The organism is Rheinheimera sp. F8 (assembly GCF_001518915.1).
Genome location: NZ_CP013656.1, coordinates 1,766,465 through 1,778,676, shown reverse-complemented (window position 1 = coordinate 1,778,676; position 12,212 = coordinate 1,766,465). Strand labels below are relative to the sequence as shown.

Annotated in this window: 8 protein-coding genes; 2 read left to right on the top strand and 6 right to left on the bottom strand. The window is 48.4% G+C overall.

Annotation, left to right across the window (positions count from 1 at the left end; genetic code table 11):
* Position 1: 1 nt before the first annotated feature.
* The 3 genes from ATY27_RS08010 to ATY27_RS08000 form a co-directional block, all read right to left on the bottom strand.
* Positions 2-379, bottom strand: a complete 378-nt coding sequence (locus ATY27_RS08010; RefSeq protein ID WP_208933079.1) for a PadR family transcriptional regulator — start codon at positions 377-379, stop codon at positions 2-4.
* A gap of 377 nt (positions 380-756) precedes the next feature.
* Positions 757-1,527: a DUF3800 domain-containing protein gene (locus ATY27_RS08005; protein WP_208933078.1), complete on the bottom strand. Its 771-nt coding sequence runs from the start codon at positions 1,525-1,527 to the stop codon at positions 757-759.
* Positions 1,520-4,204: a DUF2339 domain-containing protein gene (locus tag ATY27_RS08000; protein WP_208933077.1), complete on the bottom strand. Its 2,685-nt coding sequence runs from the start codon at positions 4,202-4,204 to the stop codon at positions 1,520-1,522. The genes ATY27_RS08005 and ATY27_RS08000 overlap by 8 nt, the downstream gene beginning before the upstream one ends.
* A gap of 285 nt (positions 4,205-4,489) precedes the next feature.
* On the opposite strand from ATY27_RS08000, the gene ATY27_RS07995 reads away from it, so the two are divergent.
* Positions 4,490-4,960: a nuclear transport factor 2 family protein gene (locus ATY27_RS07995; RefSeq protein WP_208933076.1), complete on the top strand. Its 471-nt coding sequence runs from the start codon at positions 4,490-4,492 to the stop codon at positions 4,958-4,960.
* Positions 4,961-5,056: 96 nt separating this feature from the next.
* Here the strand turns inward: ATY27_RS07995 and ATY27_RS07990 are convergent, their stop codons facing one another.
* On the bottom strand, positions 5,057-5,929 hold the full coding sequence (locus ATY27_RS07990; protein ID WP_208933075.1) for a LysR family transcriptional regulator: 873 nt from the start codon (positions 5,927-5,929) through the stop codon (positions 5,057-5,059).
* 86 nt (positions 5,930-6,015) lie between these two features.
* Between ATY27_RS07990 and ATY27_RS07985 the strand changes: the two genes are divergently transcribed.
* On the top strand, positions 6,016-6,483 hold the full coding sequence (locus tag ATY27_RS07985) for a PACE efflux transporter (RefSeq protein WP_208933074.1): 468 nt from the start codon (positions 6,016-6,018) through the stop codon (positions 6,481-6,483).
* Positions 6,484-6,783: 300 nt separating this feature from the next.
* On the opposite strand, the gene ATY27_RS07980 is transcribed toward ATY27_RS07985, so the two are convergent.
* Both ATY27_RS07980 and ATY27_RS07975 read right to left on the bottom strand, forming a co-directional pair.
* Entirely contained in the window at positions 6,784-9,447 is a 2,664-nt protein-coding gene (locus ATY27_RS07980; RefSeq protein ID WP_208933073.1) for an ATP-binding domain-containing protein, read from the bottom strand.
* 127 nt (positions 9,448-9,574) lie between these two features.
* The gene (locus ATY27_RS07975; protein ID WP_208933072.1) at positions 9,575-12,193 is read right to left on the bottom strand and encodes a S8 family peptidase; all 2,619 of its coding nucleotides are present in this window, start codon (positions 12,191-12,193) and stop codon (positions 9,575-9,577) included.
* Positions 12,194-12,212: the final 19 nt, after the last annotated feature.

Genomic DNA, 12,212 nt, shown 5'->3' with positions numbered 1-12,212 from the left:
CTCAGACTCCTGTATTCGGTAGCGGTTGCGGGCCCGGGTTGGTCAGCAGCCATTCAATATCGCTGACAGACTGGCGCCAGAGCCGGGTCAGATCGGTGAGCTTTTTGTTGCCAAGAGGGGTTAGCTGGTAGTACTTACGCGGTCGGGTCTCGCCTTCCTGCACCCACTGCGCATCGACCAGTTCGTCGCGTTTCAGCCGGTCCAGCAGCGGATACAAAGTACCTTCGCTGATCGTCGTCGACGGCAGGCTTTGCAACAATTTCAGTAGTTCCAGCCCATATAAAGTGCGCTGCTGCAGCGCCGCCAGAATGGCCAGCTCCAGCGTGCCTTTACGCAGCTGCACTTCCCATTTTTCCATCAGAGCTTCGGTTGAGTTCATTTTTCACCTGTATTGGACCTGGGTATCGGCTATACCATGTATTAAACAATACCATGCAATACAAGGCATGCTACTGAGCATAGTTTCAGCTGATGAAAAGATCAACGATTTTTTTGGTACCAACAGGCAAATCACAGGAAGTAAGACGTTATTCCGTTTGTCGTATTGAGTGGAGTAGCCATTAAAATGGTCGCGAGAGCCTGCAACCGGCAGGGCGGCATTGGCTGATGAAAAATTATTGAAAATTGAGCAAGCGATCCGCTACACTGCCTAGCAAGTGGATTGGGAGTACCCGGTCGGCGTCATAACCTCGGTGAGTATCATCGGGGTTTTTCGCTATCTGGGGCCGGGAAAACTGCTGTGTCCGAGCTTAGTTTTCAAGGAAAATGCTTCAAACCCCATTGGTCAAAACCTTCCCCAACGGCACATCGCCCACCTTCGCAATAGAACTTTGATTTGAGAATATCAAATGCACGATTCAATTGTTGTAGATTAAGGACGTGTCTGCCGATTGGTCGGGCTACCAAATCTGCCAATTGCAGACCTGCTGAGTTGGATGCTTTTGCCGCCATTCGAATTTTAAATGGAAGTTGGTGCTGATATTTGTTTTCACCATCACAGATCCGACGAAACTCAAGTTCCAACTCGTTATCTTCTTTTTGTCCACGTCGTTCAACAATCACATGTGTTAAAAGCTGCTGCTGATTCTTTTCTATCATCAAGTCGTATAGTGTTTCCAGGCAGTGTTTTAACGCTACGTGGTACAAGTTACCAATCTCTATCGGGCTTCGAACTTTATTCTTTTCAATGACACAGGACGCCAGAATAAAATTGCTTCGTTCAATAATGTCAGTTAAACGGGTCAGAAATTGGAGCTTCTCTTCCCGGTTTTTAAAGCTGGTAAAATCACCTTTTTCCTTTCGGATCTCATGTTCGTGCAAAATAACCAGATCATGACCGAAATAATCAAGTTTCAGCTGTTGCAGCTGTGGAACGACGTTATGGAGATAATGTCCTTTATAAAATATACAAAAGGCCAGAACAAAGACCGGATATTCCTTATCAATCGCAGTGATTCCATGGTCTCCACTCTCGTCAACGTAGACGATGAAATCGCTAAAACCATGTTGCTGAGCTGTTTTACGCATTGCCGCTCCCCTTCGGCATCGGTGCTTTAATGCCAATCAACACGGTCAGGCCACCGACTGTGATAAAAGACACGATCCGGCTCAGTGAACCGGCATCGGCCAAATCGACCAGAAACAGCTTCACCAGCACTACCGCCAACAAGGTGGCGCCGGCCTGCCAGCGCAGCCGGTGCGCCAGCAGATGACCGCGCAGCATCAACACTAATGCCAGCAGCGTCCAGCCGACGGATAGTCCAAGCTGCACTTCGCTGCTCTGCCACAGCGGGTCAAATTGCCACGGCAACTGCAGCAGCAGCGCAATGGCGCGCACCAAAAGCACTGTGGCACTAATAAAAGTGAACGCCGCCATGAGCTGCGCGGCCCGCGCTGTTAACGTCAAAACACGCTGTATCGCCCGCCATTGCAACGCTGCGACTATCACTGCACCGAGCATCACTACATCCGGGCAGTTCAGCAATGGATAACCAGTGGCCGGCTCAACCAGACTCCAGCCCCATAGCAACACCAAGCCAGCAAGCCAGGGCAAAGGCAACCGTGTTAAAAACAGCGCAGGCGCTGCCGGATGCGGCCAGCGCTGCTGCACCGATAACCACAGGCATAACAACATCGGGACCGCGACTGCAATAAAGAACAGCCCCAGCATCTGCTGATTGTCCAATTGCCAGCTGTTCGTCAGATACCGCGCCTGCCACACCATCAAAACGCCAACCAGCCAGGGCATCGCCAGCAAATACAATGGCTTGCTGACCTGAGTCTGGCGCAGCCAGCGGTAATGACTGACCAGCACCAGACTGAGCGCAGCAATACCGGCCAGCGACAACACCGGCTGCCAGCTGTCGTGCCGCAATTCTGCGTAAAACTCGGCGCCATACCAGCAGCTAAGCAGCGGCAATAACCACCAGCCAAAACGCTGCAACGTCGGCAACGGCCAGCGCTGATACAGTGCGGACGCCAGCAATAACGACAACGCCGCTGCCGCGATTTGCGCCGCGAAGGGCTGCGCCAGATGACCATCCAGTTCGGCAAAAAACGCCAGATGCCAGAAGAGCCAACCAAGCAAGCCCCACAGCAGCACTAACCCGTTTTCACCAGGCAATAACCGGGTCGCCGCCGGCTTGCGGTCGCTGCTCACCGACAACCACAACAACGAAACAGCCAGCACCAGAATATTGATAAAGTCGCCCTGCACCAACCACCAGCTGCCGGTCTGTACCGGCAATTCACTGGCAAAAGCGACCAGCGCCCCCGCCATCAGCAGATAAGCACCGGCGCGGCTGGCGCGGCTTTGCTGTAAAAACCCCAGCCAGCATAAACCGGCCGCTTCTAAGGCCCAACCAAACGCCGTCCAGCTGGCGCCCTGCGACATTGGCAGTACCAGAGAACCAAACAGCAGCGCAAAGCCAAGCTGGATCTGGCCAAAACGGCGTAAATCGTCACGCTGTTGCCGGCGCACCAGCAGATACATGGCGCCATACACCAACGCATACACTGCCGCACTCACGCTATCGCCCTGGCTAAAATGGTTCGTCAGCAACAGTTGCTGGCTAAAAGATAGGAGCGGCAAACCAAACACCAGACTACCATCAATAAAACCGCGGCTCTGATGGCCCTGGCGTAGCGTAAAACGATAACCAATCAACAGGTACATCAGGAAATAAACGGCGAAAAACGGTTGCACCAGCGCATAGTCGCTGCTGTGGTAATTGACCAGCTGCCAGGCCAGCGCAATACCAAAAGTCGCAACAAATCCTGTCCAGTTCAGCCAGCGCCATTGCCGGTACCAGGCCAGTAGCAACACACCGCTATTGAGCAACAGATAATAGCTGAACAGCCCGACAAAACGGTTCGAGCCGTCTGACGTCAGCAGTGGCACTAAAAAACCACCGGCGGTAGCCAAAATCGCCAGTGCCTGGGATTGCTGCAGCAGCGCCAGGCCACTACCCGCGAGCACTGTCAGCAACATCAGCGCAAAGGCGGTAGAAGTGCCAATCATCGGGTAATATTTGCAGGCGGCAAACAAGGTCAGGTAGACCACAGCAAAACCGGCGCCCTGCAGCAGAGCCGCATTGTTACCAAGCCGGCGCCGTTTCCACCAGCCAACGCCAACCAGACCGGCGCCACAACAGCCGATAAAACCAAGGCGCAATTCCATCGACAACAAGCCTTGATGGGCGAAATAAGTGGCGAGAAAACTCAGGCCTAAAAACAATACGGTGAGGCCGGCCAAAACCAGCGGGCTGACCTGACGAAACAGCTGCAGCAAAGGCTGCAACCAGGGCATAGCGGGAGCATTAACTTGTGGTGGCGAACGCCAGGGATCTGCAGCATTGCTGGTTATGGCGGCTTTAGCAGCAGAATAAAGCGGTTCAGCGCCAGCCGAGTCTGACGTGGTCCGACTGTCTGCTGGTTCGGCGTCTGTCGGGGCAGACGGCATTTGCGCCCGAAGTTCGGCGGTCTCAATAATTCCTGTCGCACAAATTACAGACCGCTGCGGTGTTTGCTGACCCAGCTGCTTTACCTGCTGCTGTAATGCCAAGAGCTGTGCTTCCAGTGCAGCCGCTTTGCGCCAGGCATCTAATGCCAGACCGAGCGCAAGCCCCAATACGGCACCAATGATAGTCTCGCCTTCCAGCACCCCCAGGCTATAACCGGCGATAAATCCAAGCAGTGCCCACATGCTGTAACGTCCCTGAAATATGCTTTGGCCTTACCTTAGCACCAGAATCCGGATGGCAACAAGCCGACGAAAAACCGCGCAGCCGCAGGTTCAGATCATTTGTAGCAAGCCGTATCTGTCACCAACAGCCGGCAACCCTTTGCTGTCAGGGCAACACGGCAGTAAACCAAGGCTTGTTTCCTGTGACTGTAAGTAAATTTTACCTGCCTGACATTTTTCTACTGGTTTAGGTCTGTATCGCTTCGCACCATTACAGCGCTGACTGATTAACCATGAAGGACATTTATGCGTCACTCCACTATCACTTCACCTGCTGTTGCAGCTTTACTGATGTTTTGTTTTCCGTCTGCGGCCAATGCGGCAGGTCCTACTCCATCGCAACTTGCCGAACAGGCTGCGACCCAATATGTACAGGCAACTGTTACTTTTGATGGCGCGGCACTGGAGAAGCTGTTGGCGCCGACTTATCAGGAAATTTCGCCAATCGGCGAAGTGGATTCCAGAGCCCGGGTTATTGGTTTTTACCCGGCATCCGCCAAAGGTAATTCGCCGGATGTTAGGGCTGAACTCAGCGAGTGGCAAAGCCAGACTCTGCAACCAGGCCTGGTGCTGAGCACAGCTAAACTGACTTACCATTTCTTAAAAGCCAGCAGAACCCGCGACCTTCGTGTGCAATTTGTCAGCACTGAGATCGAGGGGCGCTGGCAACTGGTATCCAGCCAATACACGCCAATCCAACCGAAAAAACCGAAGTAAACATCTGACATAGCAAAGGCTGCGGTTGTGCACTGCAGCCATGACGTTGTCTGGGTTGTGATTTATTCAGTTCTGGCGAAGCAGTGCTGCACACCGCTAGACAGACAATAATCTGCGCCTTAACCACAAAGCTGCCGGACCAGGCGTTTTGCTGCGATGTTGCCACAGCTCAAGCTGTACGGGCAGCATCTGCGTGCCTGCATCCTGCACCGACAGCACTTTCATGTTGCCTTGCAGATGGCGGGGTTCAAGCACATGTGCCGGCAACCAGGCCCAGCCGATGCCTTGCTCAACCATCGCCAAAACCGCGATATCCCCTTCCAGCCACCAGACCTGGCCAGACAATCGGCCCCGTTGTTTTTCTGCACTTTTGCCACGCCCCGCGACCATCAGTTGGCGGTATTGCTGCAAGTCTGCCGGCGAGACGATATCGAGTTGGGCCAGCGGATGCTGTACCGACACTGCCGCGACAAAGCGCAACTGCTGCAGTGGCCAGCGTAAGAATTGCTCTGAAGCTGACTGCGGCTGGAAGCAGATGCCTAAATCGGCCGTGCCGTCGGCTAACAATTGGGTTAAATCCTCCAGCAACGGAAACATAATCTGCACTTCCAGTTTCGGAAAAGTCTGCGCCAGCTCCGCCAAAATCGGGGCTAACCAGGGCAGCTGCCCTTCATCATCAACCGCCAGGCGTAAATTGGTTTCGGTACCAGCCGCCAGATCAACGGCCAGCTCTTTCAGCTGGTTGCATTGCATATGCACCAGTTTTGCCTGCTGCAGGATCTGCACACCAGCGTCGGTGAGCTTAGGGTAGCGACCACTGCGATCAAACAGCTGCAGATCTAAATCAATCTCCAGATCACTGATGGCAGTGCTGACTGCTGACTGCGCTTTACCAAGCTTACGGGCTGCCGCAGAAAATGAGCCGGTGCTGACTACCGCTAACAAAGTTTCAAGTTGTTGCAGATTCATGTATCTGTTTTTCAGATGTTATCTAACTTAGTAATCTGGATATTAGCAGATACATTGGCGTCATCATTGTTTTGTGGAGCACTTTGATGAATCAATCATCTGAACCAACGCCAGTTAACACAGGCCGTTCCACCGCCGACAGACTGCGCATGGCGATAGGTTTTGAAGTGATTGGCCTGTTGCTGCTGATCCCAATCGGCAGCCTGATCCTGAACAAATCAGCCACAGAACTTGGCTGGCTCGCCGTGCTGATGTCGCTGCTGGCAACCTGGTGGAATTATCAGTTTAATCAATTATTTGACCGATATTACCTGGCACCGCGCAGTAGAACCTGTAAAACGCAGCCGGAACGGATTTGGCATGCGGTGGGGTTCGAAAGTGGTCTGCTCATCGCCATTTTACCTTTGACTGCATGGTATCTGCAGATGTCCATGTTCGATGCGCTGTTACTCGACTTGGGCTTTATGCTGTTTTATCTGGTGTATGGCTACTTCTATCATTGGTTGTACGACGTGGTGTTTCCGCCCGCTGTGCTTTGCAGTAGCCAGAGATAACCTTGATTTTGACCTTTACCGCGCCGATGCACCTGATAGATGGCAGCTCCTCAGGAAAATCTGATTTTTATGTTTTGCAGCCCAAAAATAAAAAAGGCTCCGGTTTCGCGGAGCCTTTGCTATTAATGTGGGGTGACAAAACAGATCTAAAAAAATGCTGACTTAACCCATACTTCAGAAGCTCACTTGGCAAAAAAATAACAAAATAGTTAAAAACAAAAGCTCATTCACACTTTTTGCGATCTAAAAGTAAATGACAAAATAATTCTAAAAAAACACTAGGCACAAATAAGTTCAAACTCACCAAGTTGAGTCAAAGCAATCTTTGAGTGGTTGCAGCTTTTCTGGCAATTCACCGTGACATACCAACCCTAGATAGGTTGCTGCGCGGGTTGCACCCACATACAGATAACGATCAAAAAGATCAGGTTTATCCCGAGCTAGATTGTCGACACCCGCAAAGAAAACTGCCTCAAACTCCAATCCCTTAATATGCTTGATATCAAACACTCGCACATCGGTACCTTCACCTAATGCCTTACCCTCCTCACATGCAACAGCACTGAGATTCACTTCCTCAAGGTATTGAGACAGTTTTTCTGCCATTGGCTTTACCTCATGCTCTGCATTTACCAGTACGGCAATGGTTGGCAATAACCTTACAGACCTCTCTACTTCTTTAATCCGCTCAGCCATCCATTGAACTCCGTTTTCTTGCCCGGCAAACTCTTTTAATACAGGGCTTACTCCATCATGAGTACTCTCGTCAGGTATTTGACCTAAGGTACATAAATCACCACCTTGTAATCGCAACAGCGATTCAGCAAAGGCATTCAGTTTTCGGCTCTGCCGATAGATAGTTTGAACAGGCTTAACAGTGATCGATGGCAAAGCCCAGCGAAGCTGTTCTTGCCGGCGAATGCCAGTTGACGTAATACGCTGATTAAAATCACCACAAGCGAAAAACGATCGACTTTCTAAACTGGTTAAATTGGCCATGCAAGCAAGTTCCAACATAGAGAAGTCAGTCGCTTCGTCAACCATCACCTGGGTACGGAATAGTTCAGCGATGTTCATCAAATAGCCAAACCTTGGTTCCTCAATCGCCTTACTCGCATAGGATTGCATCAGCACTTTGCGAGCATTTTTCAACGTCAGCAAAATAATGGCATCTAACTCAATATTTGATAAATGCTCTCGGTTGTATTGCGCTTCGATATAGAAATCATCTGCAATCACTTTATCTTTGCGAAAGCTTTGATAGCTGCTTGGAATATCGGTGACGTAGTGCTTGTGACTGCTAACAAATCGTCGCAAGCCGTTTTGCAAACTGATATGCCGACCTATTTCCACCAACACCTCTTTGGGAGGCAATAACTCGCCTAGAAATTGTACAACAGCATTTGAGCGAGACCCTTTCGATAGACTACGCTTTAAATATCGGGTCCGAGCGAGTGCTTTAATCGCTGTAATGTATGCTTTTACACCAATCTGCAATGCCGACTGGCTCTGTGCAATAGAAATCTCTGGCTCATCATCATCAAACGCTTCTTCATCATCCGGTTCATCTTCTTGTTGTAGACCCTCTAAATAGTTTGCCAAGCGCTCAAATACCAGCTTATCGCGGTTATACAGCCGGCTACGTTCTTTTTTTATAAGCTCATCTGCTACCGTTTTCGAGTCAGCCAAAGCTTGTTTTAGCGTACTTTCTTTTTCATTGAGAAAACGGTAAATACTAACGAGTGATTGGCGATCAATGCTTGAGGTAACGCCATCCAATAGTTGAAGTAGCTGTTGCTCAGACTCTGAAGCGGCTGCGGCCACAATGTCCCGGCCATCCACAAGCTGCTGACTCAACCGCTGCTCATGAAACTGACTAAATGCCTCAAACCAAGTGGTCGAGTCCTCTATTACAGCATTAGAGACGGACACCATATCGGGTTTTAATGTAAAACGGCCACTATTAGCGCTCCGCAAAATCGAGAGAGTGTTGCGAGCAATGTCATTACGAAAGCTCCCCCATGTACGAATATGCGAGTCTGACGCAGGCACTTGCTCCCTGCTAAAGGCCTCCTTCAAATAATGCTTAAGCAACTCCGAGGGGGTGAACATCAACCAATTGCTAGCATGTGGACGTAATCGACTCCCCGATTCAGCAATATGTCGTTCATCGCTTTCAAGATATTCAAAATCTAGCTTTTGACCCAAACGTTTGATCAGAGTAGTCGTTTTGCCTGTACCTGGAGGGCCCAATATAATCAACTGACTATCCAAAGGCAGACGAAAAATCTCTCCTTGGAACTGATCCAAAATCGGTTGATCGCGCAAATTCATTGCTGTTCGAATCTGATGACGAATACCTGCAACAACTCCACTTTTCGCATCGAATTGTTCGAGTAAAAGGTCTAGTTCATCTGCATTATCCAGCCCTTCAGATATTAACAAAGCTCTTAATGAATCGATGGTATAAGGAGATTTATCCCAGTGGCGATAGATAGTGTGGTCAGAATCCCACCCCCTTGTATCGTGCTTAGGGCGATAGGTGATTTTCTCGATGACCACGAATTTTTTTTGTTGGCCATCAACCGTCACTGTTGATTCATCCCCAGGGAAAATCTCCGCTAATCGACCAAGGGGAGAGCGGTAACTGGCGAACTCAGTTTTAGATGGCAGGGATAAGTTGCTATTTCGGGCAATATAAATGACGCGTTGCTTATCTTCGTCATCCTCTAGAACCAAGCGGACAATAGCTGGTTCGGTGGCCAACGTTTGCAAAGCTTCGTGTTGACTTTGCTGAATGCTACTCAGATTACGAAATGCATTGCCACCGGTTAGTGTATTACCAGCGGCAAAACTGTCAGTGTGCACTCGTTGAGTTATAAGTTTAGCATTGGCGGTATCAGCAATTTCCGTAAGGGTTGTCAGAGACTCTTCGGCTAGCAGTGTAAAATCCATTTCAGTCATCAGTTTAGCTCTCTCTTATCATTTACCCCGAGCCTGCAAAGCAAGGAGCGGGGGGATTACGGACTCACCTAATAGAGTCTAATTTTGTATAATCATTTGATTAATAGGCAACATTGAATATCTGGTTTTATAGAATGCTCAATTGCTGTTTAACTACTGCTTCTAAACGCGTCTTAACTTGGCTATATATAGGTAACTTACTCCCTGGAGCATCTACAGTTACCATCAACGCATATTTAATTGACTTTCCAGTCACTCCAGCCCTCTCTCTGCAATTCACCTGGATTGTTAGCAAATCTCCGACTGAGAGATCTGACACTTTTTTTCCTGCATATACAGCATGAAATGCAGTCCCATTTTGAGTATGAGAGTGATAGTAATCGCCTTCAGGCACCTGAAGATCTTGTTTATTTGCACCACTAACCCAAAGCTTGGCTCCGTTGTACTTGATTGATGCAGGGTTGGTTGGAGCAAACCACGCTAAGGTAACAATGACTCGTCGATTTACGTTGGTAGCGTTTAAACATAATGGAAGCGGAAACTGGTAAACATGGCAGCCTTCATGCTCCAGCTCATTGGTATACAGCATAGTTGCTTGCTGATCGTTGCATGAATGAATACGATCTTCATCTACTACCCCAAAACCTAGAAACTGGTTTAAATCCGATTTAAAAGTATTTGTCTTCTCTTCGGTTTTAAACAGTTCTGTTAGTTGAATTTTGGGTTCCGGATAAAACTGGGCTCCGTGAATAAGCATAGCCTTCATAATGACTGCGTCTGGAGCTTTTGATAAAGCAGCTCTTGCTGTTGCATCTGATTTCAGCGACGTTAATGTTTCATACAAAAAGCCAAGCCTTCTCGTCGCTAGCGCTGCTGCATTACTTGTACCGGTCGTAAAATGATAACGAGTTATATCTGCTGGATGAGGCCCCACACAAGCCACTTTCTGCCCAGGTCCGAGTGAGCTCGCTGCACGCGGAATCAATTCTACGGGCTGATTTTGCGAATAAGTCCTGTTTGTGTACATCTGGCGACCACCAGGCATCATCAACTCAGGTTTTACTGAAAAATTTTTACCCAAAGTAATTGGGCTAAATGGACTAACCATATAAGGTGTCACAAGTGGATCAATAAGATTGGGATGAATGTCACCGCTATAGTTGTCGAAGTGATAGCCCTTTACTGTAATCGCATTGATCGATTCAGCCGGCGACATCATTCTCTGGCTATGCCTGTCTTGATGAAGTGCAGAAAGTATGAGGCGCTCACGGTCATAATCACTTAAACACTTGAACGCATCCTCAGAAATACCTTTAAGAACAATACGCTTGTTGTGGTTACCCGCACTAACAACAAAGAGTACGTTGTATTTATACGATAACCAGTCGAGCATTTTCGCCCAAGGACTCATTTCTGTGTCAAACAAACGGAACATGTCACCGACAGATAAGTTGATAACCTTTATCGAAGGCGCAGCGGCAGAGAATCCGTCTTCAGGTTCAAATAAGCGCTTAACTGCTCGGTGAATCAAATCCAAAGGCAGCATATCTTCAGGTATTGTTTCCTGCCGCCTTCGACTTACAACAAATGTGTCCGAAGGAGCCATAATTGGTCTGACATAAACTTTACGCGTATAGGGTTGATAACCTGTTTCATTCCCCATATCACCATGCAGAATAAGTGATGCCATTTCAGTACCATGGCTCTGTTCGCCAGAGTTAAAGTAACGACTCTCTAATTGGTCGGGGTCGTCAACTATTAATCGGTCTTTTAGTGCCACATGGTTTGTAAAGGGATATCCGTCAAAAAGAGCTAGTACTGGTAAGGTATCATCTGTCAGATAGTCATCTTCTATTTCCGGGAAATTTAATTGAGGTTGATCTTCACCGAAGTCATCACTGACACCTGCTGAACATTGTCCAACAGGCCTGAAAAACATAGTATCGTCACACCTGATTAGATCATTCTCTGTAAGGCAGTCAATTATTGATTGAGCATGCTGCCTCGGGATGCGGCCTAATACCCCGTGATATCGGATTTCCTCAAAAACGTATCGATTAACAAAAACGCCACCGCAGTCCTGGATAAGCTTTTTTATGCGACCTTCAACTTGTTGACGATGGGAAGGGCTTTCTCTGAACCAAAGCTCAGCCTCAAAAGGAATGAACTCAGCAGAATCATACTGCAATCGGTAGTACCAATCGTCTAAAAGACCTGTATTTTTAATTCTGTCAGAAGAGTTCCAGAACCTTAAGTCATGCAACTGTAGAAATGCATCGCGGAGTTTGGCTAAGCCTCGGGGAATATGTCCGCTATCTTTGTATTCAGTCCATATACTAAGAAGTTTAGCCAGACCTTGTCGGTTGCTCATGGTTATGTACAAGGTAGTTGTTGAGTCAATGCGTTTTCCATCATCATCTAAAAGATAGACAAATTCATCTTCAACCTCATCACCGACAGTGCTTAATAGAAACTCAAAGCCGGGAACATTCCTTATGGCTTTCTCAAAATTAGCGATGCTACCGATCACCTCTAAAACCAATACTCTTTCAGGTACTAACCCATCTGTACTTTGTTTCAAAGCAGAAAATTCAGCAAACTGCTGATTGAGTTCTTTGAATCGCTCATCAAATCGTTGATATTGCTGAGCTGCGCCTGGTTTATGAATGGTTGGGCCACCACGCGGAGGTTTTGGTGGCGTTCCATTAAATGGAGGAGGAAATATTAAATGAGGGTGTTTATCCATATGCTTTCAACAACATAAT

Bases quoted from the DNA above. Each gene is read 5' to 3' on its own strand.
- ATY27_RS08000 (WP_208933077.1), bottom strand. From the start codon at position 4,204: ATGTGGGCACTGCTTGGATTTATCGCCGGTTATAGCCTGGGGGTGCTG.
- ATY27_RS07995 (WP_208933076.1), top strand. From the start codon at position 4,490: ATGCGTCACTCCACTATCACTTCACCTGCTGTTGCAGCTTTACTGATG.
- ATY27_RS07980 (WP_208933073.1), bottom strand. From the start codon at position 9,447: ATGACTGAAATGGATTTTACACTGCTAGCCGAAGAGTCTCTGACAACC.
- ATY27_RS07990 (WP_208933075.1), bottom strand. From the start codon at position 5,929: ATGAATCTGCAACAACTTGAAACTTTGTTAGCGGTAGTCAGCACCGGC.
- ATY27_RS07975 (WP_208933072.1), bottom strand. From the start codon at position 12,193: ATGGATAAACACCCTCATTTAATATTTCCTCCTCCATTTAATGGAACG.
- ATY27_RS08010 (WP_208933079.1), bottom strand. From the start codon at position 379: ATGAACTCAACCGAAGCTCTGATGGAAAAATGGGAAGTGCAGCTGCGT.
- ATY27_RS08005 (WP_208933078.1), bottom strand. From the start codon at position 1,527: ATGCGTAAAACAGCTCAGCAACATGGTTTTAGCGATTTCATCGTCTAC.
- ATY27_RS07985 (WP_208933074.1), top strand. From the start codon at position 6,016: ATGAATCAATCATCTGAACCAACGCCAGTTAACACAGGCCGTTCCACC.